The organism is Massilia suwonensis (assembly GCF_042655665.1).
Classification (GTDB): domain Bacteria; phylum Pseudomonadota; class Gammaproteobacteria; order Burkholderiales; family Burkholderiaceae_D; genus Telluria; species Telluria suwonensis.
The window spans coordinates 52607-72994 of sequence record NZ_JBHSMR010000015.1 but is presented as its reverse complement, the minus strand read 5'-3'; the positions used below and the strand labels follow the sequence as shown (position 1 = coordinate 72994).

Genomic DNA, 20388 nt, shown 5'->3' with positions numbered 1-20388 from the left:
GTGCAGCGGATTCGCGGTTTTTGTACCACGATGACGGTTAGATAACAACTTTTAACGGAGTTTTGCATGCAAATCAGTCAACTCAAGTGCCGAACGTTAACTCTTGCGTGCCTGGCCGGCCTCATGCCGGGCGCATGGGCCCAGGTCCAGGCCAGCGGCGAACCGCCGGCGATCAAGGGCTGGCGGGCCGAGACCGTCACAAGCGCCCTGCCGCAAGCCTGGGCCATGGCCTGGCTGCCCGACGGCCGCATGCTCGTGACCGGTAAAGAAGGAACGCTGCACCTGGTTGCCGGGGGCAAGGTGCAGGAGGTGGCGATGGAAGGTCTGCCGAAATTGATGTCCAGCGGCCAAGGCGGCCTGCTCGACATCGCCATTCACCCAGCGGACAAGGGGCCGAACATCCGCGTCTACATGACGATGGCCAACGGTAGCAGCAGCGAGAACCGGACCATCCTGGTGCAGGGCATGTTCGACGGTAAAAAGGTCGGCGGCATCAAGACCCTGTTCACGGCGTCGCCCTCGAAAAGCGGCGGCCAGCACTTCGGCTCGCGCCTGGCCTGGCTGGCGGACGGCACCTTGTTGATGAGCATCGGCGACGGCGGCAATCCGCCCCAGCGCGTCGGCAACATGCTGGCGCGCGACCAGGCCCAGAACCTGGGCAGCCACAACGGTTCCTTGCTGCGCCTGACGGCCGAGGGCAAGCCGGCGCCGGGCAATCCGCTGGCCGCGCGTGCAGGCGCGCTGCCGGAAATCTGGTCTTACGGCCACCGCAACATCCAGGGCTTGACGGTCGATGTTGCGAGCGGACGCGTGTATGCCAGCGAGCACGGCCCGCGCGGCGGCGACGAGATCAACCGCATCGAAGGCGGCAAGAACTACGGCTGGCCGCTGCAATCCTTCGGCGCCGACTACAGCTCGCGCGAGCCGATCGGCAAGACCAGCGTGCCCGGCATGGTCGACCCGCTGGTGGCCTGGGTGCCGTCGCCGGCGCCCTCGGGCCTGGCGTGGTACACGGGCGCGGCTTTCCCGCAGTGGCGCGGCAGCCTGTTCAGCGGCAGCCTGGCCGGGATGGACCTGCGCCGCATCGTCTTCGACAGTAACGGTAAAGTCGTGCGCCAGGAAAAGCTGGACATCGGCAAGCGCGTGCGCGACGTGCGGCAGGGGCCGGATGGGCAGCTGTACGTGCTGACCGACGAGGATCGTTCGCAGCTGCTGCGCATCGTGCCCGACAAGTCCTGACCTGCGTGCGCCGTGACCGGACCGTTTGGCCGATACTGGCGACAAGGAGGAAGCGATGGACGACTTATCGATCGATCTGGCCGGCACGGCCCTGGTGCTGATTGACCTGCAAAACGGAAACATGGCGCGCGAACTGGCGCCGTATTCGGCGCAAGCCGTGCTCGGCAACTGCGTGCTGCTGGCGCAAGAGATGCGCAATCGCGGTGGCATGGTAGTGTTCGTACGGGTGCTGATGAACGAGCTGCAATCGCCGCCCGCCGACGCGCCCCTGCGCGCGCCCGGCTCGCCGCCGCCCCCGCCCGACGCCTCGCACTTCGCGCCGGAGGCGGGTGTGGAGGCGACCGATATCGTGATCACCAAGCGGCAGTGGGGCGCCTTCTATGGCACCGAGCTCGACCAGTTGCTGCGGCGGAGGCACGTCAAGACGCTGATCCTGGCCGGGATCGTGACGAACATCGGCGTCGAGTCGACCGCACGGGCGGCCTACGACCGCGGCTACAGCCTCGTGTTTGCCGAGGATGCGATGAGCGGCATCACGGCGGAGGCGCACGAGTTTGCGTGCAAGAACATGTTCAGGATGATGGGGAAGGTGAGGACGACCGCCGAGTTGATCGACGCGTTGCAGGCGGGGACCGGGGAGGCATAGGCGCGTCAATGAATTGACGGCGCGTGTGTTCACACGGCGCAAACGCGCGGGCATGCCCGCCCTACGTTACGCCGGAGCCCGTGGCCGATGCATAACGTAGGGTGGGCATGCCCACGCGTACGTGCCGGTGCGCACCACGGGCGTACCGGCAAACGATATCGCTTACGCCCCTTCGTGCACCTGCGCCGTAATCTCGTACGAACGCAAGCGTGCCGCGTGATCGAAGATCTGCGAGGTAATCATCAACTCATCCGCCTTGGTATAGGCAATAAACGCTTTCAACTGCTGCGCCACCGTCTCCGGCGAACCGATCGCCGAGCACGACAGCACCGCGTCGAGCATCATGCGTTCCGACGGCCCCAGCGCTTCCAGGTAGCCGCGCACCGGCGGCTGCAGGCGCGTCGGGCGGCCGCTGCGCAGGTTCACGAAGGCCTGCTGCATCGAGGTGGCGCGGAACTGCGCCTCGTCGTCGGTGTCCGCCGCGAACACGTTAAAGCCGAGCATGACGTAAGGCTTGTCCAATTGTGCCGACGGCTTGAAGTTGGCGCGGTACAGTTCGATTGCCTGCATCATCATCTGCGGCGCGAAGTGCGAAGCGAACGCATAGGGCAGGCCCAGATGGGCGGCCAGCTGGGCGCCGAACAGGCTGGAGCCAAGGATCCACAGCGGCACGTTGAGGCCGGCGCCGGGCACGGCGCGCACCTGGCGGCGCGGCGAGTCGGCAAAATAATCCTGCAGTTCCAGTACGTCCTGCGGGAATTCGTCGGCATCCGAGGCCAGGTTGCGGCGCAGGGCGCGCGCGGTTGTGTGGTCGGAACCGGGCGCGCGGCCCAGGCCCAGGTCGATGCGGCCCGGGAACAGGGACTCCAAGGTGCCGAACTGTTCCGCAATGACGAGCGGCGAATGGTTCGGCAACATGATGCCGCCGGCGCCGACGCGGATCGTCGAGGTACCGGCTGCCACATAGCCCATCAGCACCGAGGTGGCGGCGCTGGCGATGCCCGGCATGCCGTGGTGTTCGGCCAGCCAGAAGCGGTTGTAGCCCCAGCGTTCGCCATGCTGGGCGAGGTCGAGGGAATGGTGGAAAGAAGTGCGTGCGTCGCTGCCTTCGGCAATCGGCGACAGGTCGAGTATCGAGAAAGGAATCATGCGGTCCATGATACGCCGAAGGATTTTTTCGCGCTGGACGAGCCCGGAAAATGCGGCGCGGCAAGATCTCGGCGTAAAGATTGACCGGCAGAACTTGCCTACCTATCATCGGCGTCCACGTCACGTCCGCCACCTCCTTCTGCCCGGGTTTTCCATGCACACGTTTTCCTTCCGCCGCCTGTTCCAGCACAGGCGCGCGCTGGCCGCCGCCTGCTTCGCCGTACTGACTGCCGGCTGCGCCCATACGCCGCCAGCGGACCGGCTCGACCGCACACAATTCGCCCGCATCGACGCTGCGATCGAACAGGCCATCGCCGAGCGCCGCATGCCGGGCGCGGTCTTCCACCTGGAGCGCGACGGCGCCGTCCACGAACGCGCCTACGGCCGCCTCAGCTACGAACCGGATGCGGCGCCGGTCACGCCCGACACCGTGTTCGATGCCGCCTCGCTCACCAAGGTGCTGGCGACGGCGCCCTCGATCCTGCTGCTCGCGGAGGACGGCAAGCTCGACCTGGACGCGAAGCTCGTCGATTATTTTCCGGAGTGCAGGAGCGGCGGCAAGGACGCGATCACGATCCGCCACCTGCTGACCCACACCTCGGGCCTGGCGGCGGGGCTGCCGGGCAAGCCGGCCTGGCAGGGCGACGCCACGGCCCACGCCATGGCCTGCGCGCAGACGGTCACGCATGTGCCGGGCACCTATTTCCGCTATTCCGACATCAACTACATCCTGCTGGGACAGTTGGTGAGAAAACTGTCCGGCATGGAACTCGATGCCTTCGCGCAGCAGCGCCTGTTCGGGCCGCTGCGCATGACGCATACCGGCTACCTGCCGCTGCGCCGCATGCGTGTCGCCGGCATCGCGCCGACCCACAAGGCAGGGGAGGCCACTGCGCTGCACGGCGACGTCGGCGCGGGTACGCTGCTGCAGGGCGTGGTCCACGACCCGACGGTGCGCCGCATCGGCGGCGTGGCCGGCTCGGCCGGCGTATTCGGCACCGTGGGCGACATCGCCCGCTATGCGCGCATGCTCCTGAATGGCGGCGAACTCGAGGGCGTGCGGGTGCTTTCTCCGGAAAGCGTGCGTCTCCTGAGCACCGTGCAGAGCCCGCCTGGCATCGCGGCCCTGCGCGGGCTCGGCATGGACATCGATTCGCCCTTTGCCCAGCGCCCGCGCGGCACGCTGTTTCCGATCGGCAGTTTCGGCCACACCGGCTTCACGGGCTGCGTGCTCTGGATCGATCCCGGTTCGCGCAGCTTCTATGTCTTCCTGTCGAATCGCGTCTATCCGGACGACAAGGCGAATGTGTTGCCGCTGTACACCGAGATCGCCACCCTGGCGGCACGTGCCGCGGGGCTAAAAAACGCGCACTGATGCGTGTCGCGTATCTTTCCAATCGGCTAACGTGCGCTGCTCTCCAAATGACCTCTCTAAACTCGGCCACCTGCTCAATCAATGTTGTATGCCATTGATATTGTTGAGCTTTCCTCAAGCCCGAATCATTAGGAGATAAACATGACAATGCATAAACTGTTGAAAGGCCTGCTGGCCGCCTCGATCACCGCCGCGATGGCGACCTCGTTCAATGCAAGCGCACAAACGAGCACCACCGAAGGCCAGAGCGGCAGCAGCGCATCGGGCTCGCAGACCACGAGCGCCCAGTCTGACGACCACAAGAAATCGTCGACCAAGAAGCACAAGAAGCAAAAGAGCAAGTCGAGCAGCAGCAGCGGCTCGAGCAGCAGCGGCACCACCGGCTCGAGCGGCGCATCGAGCAGCGGTTCGATGGGCACCAGCGGTAGCGGCAGCGCCAGCGGCACCAGCGGCAGCGGCACCACGGGCGGCTCCAGCGGCACGTCCGGCACGAGCGGCACCTCGGGTACCAGCGGCACGTCCGGCACCTCGGGCACCAGCGGTTCGATGGACAGCGGCACCAGCGGCACCAGCGGCACCACCGGCGCGACCGGCACCAGCGGCTCGATGGGCAGCGGCGCCAGCGGCACCAGCGGTTCGATGGGCACCGGTACCAGCGGCAGCAGCGGCATGAGCGGCTCGACCGGCACCGGCACCTCCGGCTCGATGGGCACCTCGGGCACCAGCGGCACGTCGGGTTCGATGGGCACGTCCGGCTCGATGGGCACCAGCGGTACCTCGGGCACCTCGGGCACGACCGGCACCTCGGGTACGAACAGCACCGGCACCGGCACCACCACGACCGGCACCGGACGCTAATTTCTCCGGCGCATAAAAAAACACCAGCCTGCGGGCTGGTGTTGTCGTATCAGGGGCAGCTGAACGCTACACCTTGCGCACGAATTCCGTTTTCAGGCTCATCGCACCGAAACCGTCGATCTTGCAGTCGATGTCGTGGTCGCTGTCGACCAGGCGGATGTTCTTGACCTTGGTGCCCTGCTTGATGACGCCGCCCGAACCCTTCGGTTTCAGGTCCTTGATGACGGTGACCGTGTCGCCGTCCTGCAGGATGTTGCCGGCTGCATCGCGGTAGACGCGGGCCGTCTCCGCCGACGTGGCGGCGCCGGGCTGCCATTCATGGCCGCATTCGGGACAGGCCAGGTTGGCGCCATCCTCGTAGGTATAAGTGGACTGGCAGCTGGGGCAGGGAGGCAGGGCGCTCATAGGTCAAGGCAAAAGGAGAAAGGGGCGAGTATATCGCCCCGGCCATGATCAAGCGTGGCGCAGCGCCAGTGCCGGCGCGCGCCGTGCCGTGCGCGTCGGCGCCGCGGCGCGCGCGCCGCCATCGTCGAAGCGGAAGGTCGACACCAGTTCCGACAGCGTGCGCGACTGTCCGCGCAAGGCTTCCGAGGCGGCCGCCGCTTCCTCGACCAGGGCCGCGTTCTGCTGGGTCACCTGGTCCATCTGCGCAATGGCCGTGTTCACCTGCTCGATGCCGAGCGACTGCTCCTGGCTGGCCATGGCGATGCCCGACATGATCGCGGTGACGCGGCCGATGCTGTCGACGATCTCCTGCATCGTGGCGCCGGCGTCGGCCACCAGGCGGCTGCCTTCCTCGACCTTGCCGGCCGAGTCGCCGATCAGGGCCTTGATTTCCTTGGCGGCGCCGGCCGAACGCTGGGCCAGTACCCGCACTTCCGAGGCGACGACGGCAAAGCCACGTCCCTGCTCGCCGGCGCGCGCCGCTTCCACCGCGGCGTTCAGGGCCAGGATATTGGTCTGGAAGGCGATGCCGTCGATGACGCCGATGATGTCGACGATCTTTTTCGACGCTTCCGTGATCGCGTCCATGGTCTCGACCACGCGGCCGACCGTGACGCCGCCGCGTCCGGCCACGTCCGAGGCCGACTGCGCCAGCACGTTCGCTTCGCGCGCATTGTCCGCGTTCTGGCGCACGGTCGAGGTCAGTTCTTCCATCGAGGAGGCGGTCTCTTCCAGCGCGCTGGCCTGCTGCTCGGTGCGCGAGGACAGTTCCAGGTTGCCGGCCGTGATCTGGTCGGCGGCCTCGGCGATCGTCGCCGTGCCGCTGCGGACTTGACTTACGATGCCGACCAGGTTGGCGTTCATGTCCTTCAGCGCACCCATCAGAGCGCCGGTTTCGCCGTGTCCCTGCGGCACGATTCTGCTGCTCAGGTCGCCTTCAGCCACGGTGCGCGCCACATCGAGGGCGGCGCGCAGGGGGACCGCGATCGCACGGCTGATGAAGAAGGCGAAGCCGATGCCGGCAGCGAGGGCCACGGCGGCCAGCGCCAGCAGCATGCGGCGTCCCGATACGAAACCGTCGGCAATGCGCGCGCTGTCGGCGGCGACTGCCTGCTGTTCGTGCGCCAGCAGCTTGCGCAGGGCGCCGACATAGGCCTGCACCTTTGGCACCATGTCGCTCTCGAAAAACTTCGCGGCCGCCTCGAGTTCGCCGTCGGCCTTGTGCTTGAACGCGGTCTTGCGCGCGTCGACATACTGCTTGCGTGCCGTGCCAAGTTCGTCGAGCAGCGCCAGCGCGGCCGGATCGTCCGCCACGCCTTCCTTGACCGCCTTCTGCAATTCGTCGGCGCGCTTGGAGGAGGCAGCCATGGCGTCGAGGAAGAATTTTTCGGCGGCCGGGTCGGCCAGCTTGGCGACCGCCAGGGTGCGCGCCGCATTGGTTTCGACGATCCCCAGCCACTCCTGCAGTTCGTCGGCGCGCTGCATGCTGTCGGCCGTCAGGTGGGTGGTGAGGGTATTGGCCTTGTCGATCTGGAGGATGCCGATCGCGGCCAGCAGCAGCATCAGGGACAGGACCGTGCCGAAGCCGGCCAGGAGGAGGGTACGAATCTTGAAATCAGCGAGTTTCATGGGACGCCTTACCGTGCAGCCAGACATGGCAAAATGTTAAATTCTTCTGATTTCCTGATGGAAATCAGAATCATCTTTGCACTTTTTGCCGATTTCGTCTTTAAATTCCGGACACGACGACGAAATTGCGCCTTTATGTAGCCACAAGGCAACGAAATGATTACTGCCGGTTATCGGTACGCCCTGCGCGCCGGTGGCTCAGCGCAGCCAGTAATTGACCGGCAGCAGCGGCGGCGGCAATTCGGTCTCGCCGAGGGCATCGCGCAGGTCGATCTCGATCGTGCGGCAGATGGCGTCCAGCGGCAGGTCGTTGGGCGACAGGCCGAAGGGTTCCTCGATCTCGTCGCCCAGCGCGTCCAGGCCGTAGAAGGTATAGGCGACGATGGCGACCACCAGCGGCGTCAGGTAGCCGATCGAATCGACCAGGCCGAAGGGCAACAGGTAGCAGTAGAGGTAGGCGGTGCGGTGCAGCAGCAGCGTGTAGGAAAACGGGACGGGCGTGTTCTTGATGCGCTCGCAGGAAGCGGCGGTGGCGACCATGCTCGACACGGTCGCGTCGAGCGCGGCGGCGCGCACGCTGTCGAGCATGCCGGCACGGCGGCAGCGCGCCAGGTCGGCGCCCATTTCCAGCATCAGCGCCTGGCTCAGGTTGACGCGGCCGCGCAGCGCCGTCCATTCGGCCGGCAGCAGGTGCGGCGCCACGTCGGGCGCGGGATCGCTGCAACGCAGTTGGTGCCGCAGGGCGTGGGCGTAAGCAATGGCGCGCCGGATCATGCGCTCGCGCAAGGCGGGTGCCTCTCCATCTTCATCGATCAGGCTCAGGCACTGGCGCGCGAAATTGCGGCTGCGCAGCACCAGTTCTCCCCACAGCTTGCGGCCTTCCCAGTAGCGGTCGTAGGCCGAATTGTTGCGAAAGCCGAGGAAGATCGCCAGCGGCAAGCCCATCAGGGTAAACGGAACGACGGTGAGCTGGATCTTGTGGTCCCACAGGCGGCCGTGGCTGAGGGTGACGAACACCGCCAGCAAGGTCGTGATCGCCAGGCTTTTCCAGATGCTCGGCAGGACCGAGCCGCGCATGGTGAGAAAGAGACGCAGGCCGTTTGGACGTTCACGCACGATCATGGCGCACCTCCGCAAAGTAGGGCGGAGACGCTGGCGATCGGGTGGCTCATGCTGGATTTCCGGAGGAGTGAACGAACTAAGCCAGACCGGCAAATGGCCGGCGCGGCAAAAAACGGGAGGCCATTCTCGCTGCCCGGCGCGATCTTGCCCAATTCACATTCCCGATTCCTGATATTGATAGCGTGAATGCTTGCCGCTGGATTAACACCCGCGTAAATACTCCTTACTCCTGGGGCGTGCGTACCAGCTTGCGCACGTCGAGCCCCTGACCGGAAAGGCGCGCCACCAGCGCATCGTAGGCCGGCTTGCCGACGGTCGGCGTGCGCGACAGGATCCACAGGTAGTCGCGTCCCGGCTCGCTCACCGCGGCCAGGCCGTAATCGCGGTCGAGGTCGATGATCCAGTAATCTCCCCAGACTTGGGGGATGAAAGACAGCAGGGCCGGCGCGAAGCGCACCTTCAGGCGCGGCGAGTCCGGGCCGCCGACCTGGCGCGCCACCCCGACGGCCACATCGGTGCTGCCATCGGCCTGGCGGCAGCGGTTCTCGACCTGCACCCGGCCGTCGGGCAGGGCGGTATAGGTCGCCGTCGTGAAGCCGGCGCATTTTCTCTGGAAGCGGTTCGGGAACTTCGCGATCTCGTACCACTGGCCGAGGTAGCGCGGCAGGTCGAGCGCGGGAATGGTCGCCAGGTCGCTGCGCGGATTGGCTTCCTTGCTGGCGGCCCAGGCCTTCATGCCGAGCAGGACCACGGAAGCCAGCAGCGTGCCCTTGACCAGGGCCGGCGTCAGTCGCTTATTCATGGATGGATCCTCGTTCTTCGATACCGCCATGGTAGGGCGCAACGGCGAACCCGGCCGCACGAATAAAAAAACCGGCCGCAAGGGCCGGTGACGCATGGGTGTGCAGGGTGCTTAACCTGCGGACTTGGCCTGGGCCGCGTGCAGCTGCTCGCGCAACTGGTGGACAGGCACTTGCGTGTAGTCCTTGTTGAATTCCTGCTTGATCGCAGCCCGGACGTGCGGATCGAGATTGTTACGCAGGGTACCGAGGAATTGCGGCGACGCCGACAGCACCAGATGCTGGTAGCGGCCCTCCTGCTGGGCTTTCAGCAGGTATTGCGCGAGGTCCTTCGCGAACAATTCGGTTTCGTGCTCGGCCGGCGTCTGGTTCGGTTCGTACTGGCTGTTCGGCGCTCCGGCGGCGGCATTGTGCTGCGACGGGCCGCCCTGTGCGCCGCCGATGTTGTGGCCGGTCTTGCCTGCTGCCAGCGTTCCGAGCCGGTCGGTTTCGGCTTCCTGGGCGCGCAGGCGCGCGCCATTGTTGACCATGTCTTGCATTTCTTGCAGTGGTTCTGCTGGACCGTCCTCGGAGAAGAACCTTGCTCGGCCCGCATTGGCCGTGATAATCCAGGTTGTTGGCATGCTACCCCCTGTCAGTAATGAAGCGTGAATGATGTTCGATCCCGTGGCCGGCCGATGCCGGACCGGGTGCAAACGCGAAAGACCGGCGACCGCATGCAGATGCGCCCCGTCAGGGTCCGCCGATGCCTGCGCACACCCGGCATGGGCACTGCGCACACACATCGGCCGACCGACCGCCGTGACGGTGGGCGGAGCACGGATGGGCCGAGCCAGCTGGATGGCCGGCGCCCGATCCGCGCGACCGGGATCACTGCATCCGATCGTCGTGTTAATTCAGTGTAGCACCGGGGTTTCCTGTCCGACGCACACCACGATGCATCCCCTGGCGCGCGCCGCCGCGGCTCCCGGCAGGGGCACAATGAGAGCGTAAGGAGCTCCTGTCCACCATCCTGGAACCGCCCATGCAGCGCACCCTGATCGTCCTCGGCATCGTCATCGCCGCCATCGGCCTGGCCTGGCCCTGGCTGCGCCGGCTCCCCTTCGGCCGACTGCCGGGCGACATCCACGTCGTCCGGGACGGCTTCAGCTTTCACTTTCCGATCGTGACCTGCATCGTCGTCTCGATCGTCATCTCGGTCATTCTCTGGATTTTCCGGCGCTGAAGATGACACTGTCTCTTCCATACGTCATTGTGAAATAATTGTTATTTAAAAGAAAACTTCGCTCGTATAATTTTGTTTCTTATTTTTAATAACAAAATAACAGGGCGGAGAACATGGGTTTCGGAAAATCGGCGATAGCCGGGATGCTCGTTGCGGTGTTCGTCGCGGGCTGCGGCGGCGGCGGTGGTGGTAGCGCAGGACCGGGCAGTCCGTCCGGCGGAACGTCCGGAACGACGACGACACCCGTCGTCGCGGATGGATCGTGGCTGACGCTGACACCGGGAACCGTGTCGCTCAAGACCTATCAGGGCGAAACGGTCCACTTCACCGTCAGGGCCACGTCGAGCAAGACCTTCGACAAGCCATTCAACGTCGCGGTCATCGACGACAAGGGCCTGGTCTCGCCCCAGATATCGATCAGCAAGCAATCCGACCTCGACTACATCGTCGGCTTGCAGACGGCCATGCTGGCAGCGGGCACCCATACGACCAGGCTCCAGGTCCGCCTGTGCGAAGACGATCCCAAAGTCTGCGCCAAGCCCTTGCCAGGTTCGCCCTGGTCGGTGCCGCTGACGGTAGACGTCGCCGCGGCCGCGCAAGCCCAGGAGCGCATGACGTTCACGCCGGCGGCGCCCGACCTGGTCGCCTACGAGGGCGAGCCGATGTCGATGCAGCTCGGGATCACAGTCAATTCCACCTTCGACGTGCCGGTTTCCGTGGGCGTATCCGGCGGCACCGGCGTACTCGCACCGGGGATCACGGTCACCCAGGAAAGCCGCACACAGTACCGGGCCAAGCTGACTACGCTTGCCTCCCTGGCGCAAGGCGACTATACGGCTTCGCTCGAGGTACGCCTGTGCTACGACAATGCAAGCGAATGCAAGAATCCGGTGGTCGGCTCGCCATGGCGCGTGCCGGTGAAGGTGGCGGTCAAGGCAGGCACGAACCTGACGACGCTGGCAGCCATTCCCGGTCTGGCGCCGTGGAGCAATGCCGACGGCAATGCCGCGCATAACGCCTACGTCCCCGCCAGCTTCGATCCGGCACGCTTCACGCGCCGCTGGAGCAAGCCCGATACCGAGCTCGGTATCATCACCGCGCCGGCAATCGAGAACGGCAAGCTGTTTACGGTCGCCAGTACCGCGTATGCAACCCGCGAACTGATCGCCATCGACGAAGGAAGCGGCAACGTCCTGTGGCGTTCCGACCTGGGCGCCGCAGGCGCCGTCAACCCGCCCGCTGTTGCGAACGGCAGGGTGTTTGTGACATCGCCCCGGAGCGTGTTGTCCTTCTCAATGTTCGACCAGGCACTGAACATCCTGCTCAGCACGAGAATGAACCGCTTCATCTCGGAATGCCGTTCCTCGCTGACCGTTGCAGACGGCATGGTCTATAGTTCCTTCGACCGCGTCTCGAAGTATGACCCGGCACCAAGAGCCGTTGCCTGGGACAATGCCCTGGACACGACGATTGTCTGCGCGCCGGCGGTCGACGGCGCCCTGGCATATGTCTACACTTCCAACCAGGTCCGTGCGCTCAATACCGCCGATGGCAGCACTGCGTACACGATCGCCGACCAGGGCGCGCCGCTTACCGTTCCGGTGGCTACCCAGATGGTGCTGGGCGACGGCATGGGTTTTGTCATCGACCACAATCGCCTGCTCGGATTCGACCTGCGTGCGCGGACGCGTGCATGGGTCATCGAAGGCAAACCGGTCGGACAAGCAGTCGTGGCAAACGGGATCGTTTATTCCCTGGCGGAGGATGGCAATGCCGTCGAAGCGCGCGCAGCGGCGACCGGCGCCCTGCAGTGGAAGTCGGTCGGCCTGACCAACTGGTCGCTCTACACTCCCTTCGAGCGCATGGTGGTGACGTCGAACCTGCTGTTCGTCAGCGCGCCGAACGCGACGGTGGCGCTCGACCTGGCTACCCGCCAGGTCGTGTGGAGCTATCCGCTCGGCGGCGAGCTGGCCATTTCCGATCGCGGCGTGCTGTACATCTTCGGGACGAACGGCAAGCAGGTCGCCATCAACCTGCGCTGACCGGCTCCGCGCACGACACGACGCCACCTCCGGGTGGCGTTTTTTTTCGCGCATACGCTTGCCATACGCGCATGTCCGAAATATGACACAGCCATACGCTCAGCAAGATTTGACAAACATGGCGCTCGAAATGACAACACAATGCGCTCCATACGAAGAGAGAGGCGCCCACCTAAGAGCGCCTAACAAAACCGTCAGGGCAAGGCGCAGCGCCGAAGACAGTACGAGGGTACGGCGAGGCGCTGCAACGCGGCCATGACGGTTTTGTTAGGCGCTCTAAAGCGCCCGACGGATTCGATACGGGTTTGCACGACAATCGAACGAATGTTTTGGAGAGAACATGAACCAGTTGATGGCACGGCAGGAGTACAAGGTCACGGCGATCGCCGCGGCGGTGATGGTGTTGGCGCTGAGCGCGGCGCAGCAGGCGCGCGCTCAGCAGGCTGAGGGCGAGGCCGGCATGCAGCAAGTCGTCGTCACCGGCGTGCGCGCCGCGCTCGAGCAGTCGCTGCGCCAGAAGCGCAACGCCGACGGCGTCGTCGAAGTCGTCACCGCCGAGGACATCGGCAAGATGCCGGATAAAAACGTCGCCGATGCGATCCAGCGCCTGCCGGGCGTGAACACGCAGTCCTCGGCCGGCGGCGAAGGCGGCTTCGGCGAGAACGACCGCGTCAGCCTGCGCGGCACCAGCCCGAGCCTGCAACAAACCCTGTTCAACGGCCACGCCATCAGCACCGGCGACTGGTTCCTGCTGAACCAGATCGGCGGCAACGTCGGCCGTTCCAGCAGCTTCTCCCTGCTGCCCTCGGAACTGGTCGGCTCCATCGTCGTGCAAAAGAGCGCCAGCGCCGACCTGGTCGAAGGCGGCGTCTCCGGCGCCATCAACGTCATCACCCGCCGTCCGCTCGACTTCCGCCAGCCGCTCACGGTGGAGGGCTCGATCCAGGCCAACTACAACGATTTGTCGGGCAAGGCCGAGCCGCACCTCTCGGGCCTCGTCGCCTGGAAGAATGCGGACAATACCGTCGGCTTCCTGCTGCAGGGCTTCAGCGAAAAGGCGGCCGTGCGCCGCGATGGCCAGGAAATCCTCGGCTACACGCCGATCGCTGCGACCAGCGCGGCGGCGGTGGCCGATCCACGCCTGGCCGGCGTGCTGGTGCCGACCTTCATCGGCGCGACCCTGTTCGAGCAGACGAAAAAGCGCAGCGGCGGCGCCTTCGACGTCGAGACGCGCCCGATGCGCGGCCTGAGCCTCGACCTGAACGGCTTCTATTCCGAGCTGAAGGCCCCGCACCAGAACACCAACTGGCTGGCCGCTCCAGCCAATTCGATCAACAGCGCCAACCAGATCCCGCAAAATCCGGTTGTGCGCAATAACACCCTGGTCGGCGCCGGCTTTGCCGTCAACAACGGCGAAGTCGACAACATCTACCGCCCGAACGCCGGCGGCGAATCCTGGTACCTCGACTTCAACGGCAAGTACAAGGTCAACGACGATTTGACCGTCTCCGGCAAGCTCGGCAAGACGCACGGCGTCGGCTACGACCGCGACGACGTCTTCTACCAGAACAACGTCGACGGCGGCATGGTGTATGCGCTGAACGGCCTGTCGCCGGCAAGCGTCAGCTACCCGGGCGGGAACACCACCTCGCCGGGCAGCACGGCCTGGGCCGGCGGCGGCGAAGCGCAATCGGTGGACCAGGAAAAGTATGCGCAGCTCGATGCCGACTGGCGCGTACGCGATTCGCTGGTGACCAACCTGCGTTTTGGTGCGCGCTTTACCGACCACCACCGCACCGCCGAACACCCGCTGGAAACGCGTCCGGGACCGCTCGGCTTCACCAATCCCGGCCCGGCCTGGAACGGCCAGATGTACCCGTCCGACTTCGCGAACGACCTGGGCGGCAACCTGTCCTCGAACTATTTCAAGTACGACGGCGCGGCCCTCGGCGCCTGGGGTGCGGTGCCGGGCAACCGCCTGCTCGACTACACCGTGCGCCACAACTGGATGGACGAATTCCAGGTCGGCGAGAAGACTTCGGCCCTGTACGGCATGGCGGAATTCGGTGTCGACCGCTGGAGCGGCAACCTCGGTCTGCGCGCCGTCGAGACGCGCCAGACCACGGTCGTCAACCTGCCGGGCGGCCCGAACCCGATCACGGGCTCGGCCTTCGGCCCCTACACGCCGACCACGTTCAAACGCACCTACCGCGACTACCTGCCGAGCGTGAACCTCAAATTCGATGCGCGCGACGACCTGGTGCTGCGCGCGGCCGTGGCCAAGACCATCGCCCGTCCGGATTATTCGGCGCTGGGCGGCTCGGTCTCGCTGAACGACGACGCCCTGAGCGGCAGCGGCGGCAACGTCAATCTCGACCCGGTTCGTTCGACCAATTTCGACCTCTCGGCCGAATGGTATTTCGCTCCGAAAGCGCTGCTCTCGGCCGGCCTGTTCTACATGGACCTGCGCTCGATCGTGGCCCAGGGCACCAGCACCGGCACCTACTACAACAACAAGCGCAGCAGCCCGGCCGAGTACCAGATCACCTCTCCCTTCAACACCACCGGCACCAACAAGGGCGTCGAGTTGAGCTGGCAGCAGCCCCTATGGAACAACTTCGGCTTCCTCGCCAACTACACTTTCGCCGACGGCGAACTCGATGACGGCGGCGAGCTGCTGAACTCCTCGAAGCGCACCTGGAACCTGACCGGCTACTTCGAGAACGAGCGCTTCAGCGCGCGCCTGGCCTACAACTTCCGCTCGGCGTATAAAGCCGGCGTGGACCGCGGCGCCAGCCAGCACGTGGACGACATGCCTTCGCTGGCGGCCTCCGTCAACGTCAAGCTCACCGAGCAGCTGACGCTGACCTTCGATGCGCTCAATCTGACCAACGAGACCATCAAGATGTACGCCGAGAACAAGGACCGCCCGCGGGCCTTCTACTCGAACGGCCGCACCTTCTACGTCGGCCTGCGCGGCAAGCTCTGATCCGATGCCGACGACACATCCGGGCCCGCCATGCGGCGGCGCCCCGGTGGCGATCGGCTGGGAGTGTGTGGCGAACGGTGTCGACGGCGACCGTTTTGCCGCGCGGCTGACGCTGCGTAACGCTTCCACGCGGCCGATCGCACCGGGCTGGCAGCTCTACTTCAACACCTGCCGCAAGCTGCTTCCCGAAACGGTGAGTACGGGCTTCAGGATCGATCATGTGAACGGCGACCTGTTCCGCCTGCGTGCGCTCGATACGGGTTCCTGGCTGCCCGGCGGCGCTTTCGAGGTCGGCTACCAGGCGCGCTTCTGGGCGATCAGCCGCACCGATGCGCCGCTCGGGTTTTATCTGGTCACGGTGGGCGGAGAAGTCATCGACCTGGGCGATCCTGACATTGCGCCGTTCACGCGGCCGGAGCAGCTGCGGCGCAGTGCTGGCGACGTCGTGCCGCCGATGGATGCGGCGCGGCGTTTCGGCGTCAACGGCGCCGTGTCGCTGCTACCGATCGAGACAGTCGGACGCATCACGCCGCAGCCCGTGTCCGCGAGTTTTTCGGAAGGAACCAGCCACGTCGGGCGCGACACCGTCGTGCGCTGCCAGCCGGGGCTGGAAAACGAAGCCCTGTTCCTGCGCGCGATCCTGGCCGGCTTGCCGCCGGCCCGGTCGAACGCCGTCATCGTGCTCGAGACCGGCCCGGTCGATGCCGCTACGCCGGCGCCCGACGAGGCCTACCTGCTGGAGATCGAGGCGAACCGGGTGCACCTGCGCGGAGCGAGCGCCCACGGCGTCTTCAACGGCGTGCAGACCCTGCGCCAGCTGGCCGGTGTGGATGGCAGTTTGCCGTATGGGCGCGTCCTCGATGCGCCGCGTTTCGCCCATCGCGGCATGATGCTCGACGTCGCCCGCCATTTCGCCGATGTCGACACGGTGCTGCGCCTGCTCGACTGCATGGCCCTGTATAAACTGAACCGCTTTCATTTTCACCTCACCGACGACGAAGGCTGGCGTCTGCCCATTACAGCCCTGCCGGAGTTGACGGAAGTCGGCGCGCGGCGCGGCGTCAGCAGCGACGGCCGTCCCTGCCTGCAGCCTTCCTTCGGCTCCGGCGCGCGCGTCGATGCGTCCGCCGGCAGCGGCCACTACACGCACGACGAATTCATCGCGATCCTGCGCTACGCCCATGCGCGCCACATCGAGGTGATCCCCGAGTTCAACATGCCTGGTCATGCGCGCGCCGCGGTGCAGGCCATGCGCGTGCGCCACGACCGTCTGCTGGCGGCAGGCGACGTCGAAGGCGCCAATGCCTATCGGCTCGACGATCCGGACGATGCCTCCGTCTACGAATCGGTGCAGCTCTGGCACGACAACGTGATCTGCATCGCACGTCCCTCCGTCGACCGCTTCATCGATACCGTGGTGGCGGAAGTGGCGCGCCTGTTCCGCCAGGCCGGCGTGCCGCTGCGCGCGATCCACACCGGCGGCGACGAGGTGCCGCACGGCGCCTGGCTCGGCTCGCCCCTGTGCCGCCAGCGCATGCAAGAGCAGGGCTGGAATGAGGTCGCCGAACTGCGCGCCGATTTCGTCGCCCGCTGCCGCGCCATCCTCGCGCGCCACGGTGTCGCCTTCGCCGGCTGGGACGATACGGCCCTCGTCGCGACCGGGGAGGGCGTGGCGGCCGATCCGCGCTTCGCCGGGCCGGGCTTCGAAGTCTATGTCTGGAACAATGCCAGCGGCTCGGGCCAGGAAGACTGCGCCTGGAAGCTGGCCAACGCCGGCTACGAAGTGGTGCTGGCGAACGCCTCGCACCTGTACTTCGACCTCGCCTATGCCAAGGATCCGCAGGAGCCGGGCTATTACTGGGCCGGTTTCGTCGATACCCGCAGCGCCTTTGCTTTCTGTCCGCTCGATTTGAACGCGTTGCCCGGCGCCGACCAGATGGGGCGCGCGCTCAGCCCCGAAGCCCGCGCGCGCCTGGTGCGGCTGGCGCAGCCCGGCCGCGTGCTCGGTCTGCAGGGCCAGCTGTGGGGAGAAAATGCCCACTCGCGCGAACGCATCGAATACCTGGCTGCGCCGCGCCTGCTGGCATTGGCCGAACGGGCCTGGAGCCCGGACCCCGGCTGGCACGATGTTGCCGACGAGGCCGAGCGCGCGCGCCGCATCGACGACGCCTGGAACGAGTTCGCCAACCGCCTCGGCCAACGCGCGCTGCCCTTCCTCGATCGTGCGCTGGCCTACGGCTACCGCCTGCCGCCGCCCGGCGCCGTTCATGAGGGTGGATGGGTGCATGCGAACACCGCCTTCCCGGGCCTGGCGCTGCGCTACACTCTCGATGGCACCGAGCCCGATGCCGCCAGTGCGCGCTACCGCGAGCCGGTGGCCGTGCCGCCGGATGCCGTGTTGAAGATCGCCAGCTTCGACACGCGCGCACGCAGCAGCCGCGTGCTCACTCTTGAACTGAAAGACCGTACCGATGCCTGACGTCCCGATCGCCGCCGCGCCGGCCGCGCCTATCCGCCACCCGCTGGCCTGGGTACCGACCCTGTACCTGGCGCAGGGCTTGCCCTTCTACGCGGTGGCGCTGGTGGCGGGGCTGATGTTCAAGAGCATGGGCGTGCCGAACGAGCAGATCGCGCGCTGGACCGGCGTGCTGGGCCTGGCCTGGGTGTTCAAGGCACTGTGGAGTCCATTCATGGAACTGGCACGCAGCAAGAAGAGACTCGTGGTGGCCTTCCAGCTGCTCGGCGGCGCCGCCCTCGCTGCGCTGGCGCTGGCCCTGCAGCTGCCTGGCTGGTTCGGCATCACGATCGCGCTGCTGGCCGTGGTGTCGCTGGCTTCGGCCTCGCACGACATCGCGGCCGACGGCCTGTACATCGCCAGCCTGAGCGCGCGCCAGCAGGCGGCCTACGCCGGCTGGCAGGGCGCCTTCTTCAATGCCGCGAAATTCCTGTCCCTGGGTGGACTGGTGATCCTGGCCGGCTACCTGGAAGCGCGCATCAGCACCAGCGCGGCGTGGACGGTGGTGTTCTGCCTGCTCGGCGCGGGCCTGGCAAGCCTCGGCCTGTACCACGGCTGGGCGCTGCCGGGGACGCTCAATGCGCCCTCGAACGCCGGCTCGGCACGCGCCGTCGCGCGCACCCTGGTCGACGTCGTCAAGGCCTTCTTCGCCAAGGACGGCATCTGGATGGCGATCCTGTTCATCGTGCTGTTCCGCGCGGCCGAAGGCCAGATCCAGACCATCGGCCCGCTGTTCCTGCGCGATGCGCGCGCCGTCGGCGGTCTCGGCCTCAGCACGGCCGAAGTCGGCGCCGTCTACGGCACCGCCGGCACGGTGGCCTTCCTGGTCGGCTCGATCGCCGGCGGCTACTTCACGGCCTGGATCGGTTTGAGGCGCGCGATGCCTTTCCTGATCCTGGCGATGAACCTGCCGAACTTCGTCTTTTACTACCTGAGCACGGCGCAACCCGATGCGCTGCCGGTCATCGCGGTGGCGCTGGGCGCCGAGATGTTCGGCTACGGCTTCGGCTTCGTCGGGATCATCCTGTTCATCATGCAGGTGGTCGCCAGCGGCAAGTACCAGACCGCCCACTATGCGCTCGGCACCGGCTTCATGCAGCTCGGCTTCGTGCTGTTCAAGGTGATCAGCGGCGACATCCAGCAGGCGCTCGGCTACCGCTCCTTCTTCCTGTGGGTGCTGGCCTGCGCGCTGCCGGTGCTGGTGCTGAGCTGCGTGATCCGACTTGAAGCGCCGGCCCGAGAGTCGGAGAAGGGCGTCAGCGCTTCTTGACGGGCAGCGCCAGCCAGCCGCGCCAGGCGCCGTCCAGGCCGCGTTCGACCTTCTGGATGTGCGGACGCGTGCTGTCCAGGCGCCAGAATTCCTGGCGGTCCAGCCAGTCTTCGTACATCGAGCGAAAGCGCGGCCACTCGCCCGCAAAGTCGAGGCAGGCGTAGCTGCCGGCCGGCAGGGTGCGCGTGCCCAGGCTGGGGTCGGGGCGGCTGTCGCCGGCGAAGCCGAAGTCGTAGCAGTATTCGCGCTCGCCCGTGAAGCCGGGATCCTCGTCGAACACGCCGTACCAGGGCGTGCCGGGTGCGGTGTCGCCGCGCCGTTCGCGTTCGCAGATGAAATCGTTGCAGGCGATCGACAGGGCCGCGCCCGACTGGCCGAAGAAGCGCTGGTAGCGCAGGTGGATCGCCGGCAGCGCCTGCACGCGGATGCGCGCGGCCACGCTGCCCGGTTCGGGCGGGCAGTAGGGCGCCAGGATCACGGCCAGGTTGTTCGGCTCGGCGACAAAGAAGCTGACGTCGCTCTCGCGCCCGACCTGCTGGTCCATGTAGCTGCGCCAGCCGCCTTCGCGCCAGGCCTTGGCCGACATCGCGAACTGCTGTTTGAAGGCCTTTGCAAAGGCCGCGTTCGAGGGAAAGCCGCAATCCTGGGCGATGCGCAGGACCGACACGTCGGGCTCGTGGCGCAGCAGGTGGGCGGCGCGGCGCAGGCGGCGCTTTCTCTGGTATTCGACTGCCGAGAAGCCGGTCAGCTCGCGGAAGATGCGGTCGAAGTGGAAGGAGGAGTAGCTGGCCGAGGCGGCCAGGTTCTTCAGCGCCAGCGGATCGCCCACCGAGTCGAGCATCAGGTCCATCACTTCGTACAAACGCGAGACGCGCGAAGTCGGTTTCACCGTGCCTCCCCGGCGCGGGAACAATGGGGCGCAACGGCTGATCTTGAACGCGGCATCGACGGCATCTCGAACTAAGTTGACCTCATTATGGCTGAAGTCCCGTCCCTTGGCGAACCTCTTGTCAATACATGTGTGTTGTTTGCAATAGCGCCCGTACTGACAGGCGTTGTGCAAAGGCGGCATGCATATGCGATTG

16 protein-coding genes are annotated in these 20388 nt (G+C 66.1%); 9 read left to right on the top strand and 7 right to left on the bottom strand.

Translation table 11 applies throughout. The annotated features are described in order from the left end of the window. Window positions 1–123: 123 nt before the first annotated feature. Window positions 124–1239, top strand: a complete 1116-nt coding sequence (locus ACFPQ5_RS23895; protein ID WP_379761535.1) for a PQQ-dependent sugar dehydrogenase — start codon at window positions 124–126, stop codon at window positions 1237–1239. A gap of 55 nt (window positions 1240–1294) precedes the next feature. Beyond that, window positions 1295–1885: an isochorismatase family protein gene (locus ACFPQ5_RS23890; RefSeq protein ID WP_379761534.1), complete on the top strand. Its 591-nt coding sequence runs from the start codon at window positions 1295–1297 to the stop codon at window positions 1883–1885. A gap of 162 nt (window positions 1886–2047) precedes the next feature. Here the strand turns inward: ACFPQ5_RS23890 and ACFPQ5_RS23885 are convergent, their stop codons facing one another. Then, window positions 2048–3034 (bottom strand): LLM class flavin-dependent oxidoreductase, encoded by a 987-nt coding sequence (locus tag ACFPQ5_RS23885; protein ID WP_379761739.1) that lies wholly within the window; start codon window positions 3032–3034, stop codon window positions 2048–2050. A 154-nt stretch (window positions 3035–3188) separates the two neighbouring features. Between ACFPQ5_RS23885 and ACFPQ5_RS23880 the strand changes: the two genes are divergently transcribed. Both ACFPQ5_RS23880 and ACFPQ5_RS23875 read left to right on the top strand, forming a co-directional pair. Then, complete coding sequence (locus tag ACFPQ5_RS23880; protein WP_379761533.1) at window positions 3189–4409, top strand: serine hydrolase domain-containing protein; 1221 nt, start codon at window positions 3189–3191, stop codon at window positions 4407–4409. 141 nt (window positions 4410–4550) lie between these two features. Next, on the top strand, window positions 4551–5267 hold the full coding sequence (locus tag ACFPQ5_RS23875; RefSeq protein WP_379761532.1) for a hypothetical protein: 717 nt from the start codon (window positions 4551–4553) through the stop codon (window positions 5265–5267). Window positions 5268–5333: 66 nt separating this feature from the next. Here ACFPQ5_RS23875 and ACFPQ5_RS23870 read toward each other — a convergent pair whose 3' ends face one another. The 5 genes from ACFPQ5_RS23870 to ACFPQ5_RS23850 form a co-directional block, all read right to left on the bottom strand. Continuing rightward, window positions 5334–5672, bottom strand: coding sequence for a zinc ribbon domain-containing protein YjdM (locus tag ACFPQ5_RS23870; RefSeq protein WP_379761531.1), 339 nt, complete (start codon window positions 5670–5672; stop codon window positions 5334–5336). Window positions 5673–5720: 48 nt separating this feature from the next. Then, window positions 5721–7340 (bottom strand): methyl-accepting chemotaxis protein, encoded by a 1620-nt coding sequence (locus ACFPQ5_RS23865; protein ID WP_379761529.1) that lies wholly within the window; start codon window positions 7338–7340, stop codon window positions 5721–5723. Between the two features lie 198 nt (window positions 7341–7538). After that, complete coding sequence (locus ACFPQ5_RS23860) at window positions 7539–8462, bottom strand: bestrophin family protein (RefSeq protein WP_379761528.1); 924 nt, start codon at window positions 8460–8462, stop codon at window positions 7539–7541. Window positions 8463–8685: 223 nt separating this feature from the next. Continuing rightward, complete coding sequence (locus ACFPQ5_RS23855) at window positions 8686–9264, bottom strand: lipocalin family protein (protein ID WP_379761527.1); 579 nt, start codon at window positions 9262–9264, stop codon at window positions 8686–8688. 111 nt (window positions 9265–9375) lie between these two features. Beyond that, on the bottom strand, window positions 9376–9885 hold the full coding sequence (locus ACFPQ5_RS23850; RefSeq protein WP_379761526.1) for a host attachment protein: 510 nt from the start codon (window positions 9883–9885) through the stop codon (window positions 9376–9378). 401 nt (window positions 9886–10286) lie between these two features. On the opposite strand from ACFPQ5_RS23850, the gene ACFPQ5_RS23845 reads away from it, so the two are divergent. The 5 genes from ACFPQ5_RS23845 (at window position 10287) to ACFPQ5_RS23825 (ending at window position 19303) form a co-directional block, all read left to right on the top strand. Next, window positions 10287–10487: a DUF2905 domain-containing protein gene (locus ACFPQ5_RS23845; protein WP_379761525.1), complete on the top strand. Its 201-nt coding sequence runs from the start codon at window positions 10287–10289 to the stop codon at window positions 10485–10487. Between the two features lie 113 nt (window positions 10488–10600). Then, window positions 10601–12529 carry a PQQ-binding-like beta-propeller repeat protein gene (locus ACFPQ5_RS23840; protein WP_379761524.1) on the top strand — a complete coding sequence of 643 codons (1929 nt, stop codon included), beginning with the start codon at window positions 10601–10603 and terminating at the stop codon, window positions 12527–12529. 340 nt (window positions 12530–12869) lie between these two features. Beyond that, a complete protein-coding gene (locus ACFPQ5_RS23835) occupies window positions 12870–15518 on the top strand; it encodes a TonB-dependent receptor (protein WP_379761522.1) in 2649 nt (882 codons plus the stop codon). A gap of 4 nt (window positions 15519–15522) precedes the next feature. Further along, entirely contained in the window at window positions 15523–17997 is a 2475-nt protein-coding gene (locus tag ACFPQ5_RS23830) for a family 20 glycosylhydrolase (protein WP_379761520.1), read from the top strand. Beyond that, window positions 17990–19303: an MFS transporter gene (locus ACFPQ5_RS23825; RefSeq protein WP_379761518.1), complete on the top strand. Its 1314-nt coding sequence runs from the start codon at window positions 17990–17992 to the stop codon at window positions 19301–19303. Before ACFPQ5_RS23830 ends, ACFPQ5_RS23825 begins: the two co-directional genes overlap by 8 nt. Here ACFPQ5_RS23825 and ACFPQ5_RS23820 read toward each other — a convergent pair. Next, window positions 19290–20192, bottom strand: a complete 903-nt coding sequence (locus ACFPQ5_RS23820; RefSeq protein ID WP_379761516.1) for a helix-turn-helix domain-containing protein — start codon at window positions 20190–20192, stop codon at window positions 19290–19292. The genes ACFPQ5_RS23825 and ACFPQ5_RS23820 overlap by 14 nt on opposite strands. Window positions 20193–20388: the final 196 nt, after the last annotated feature.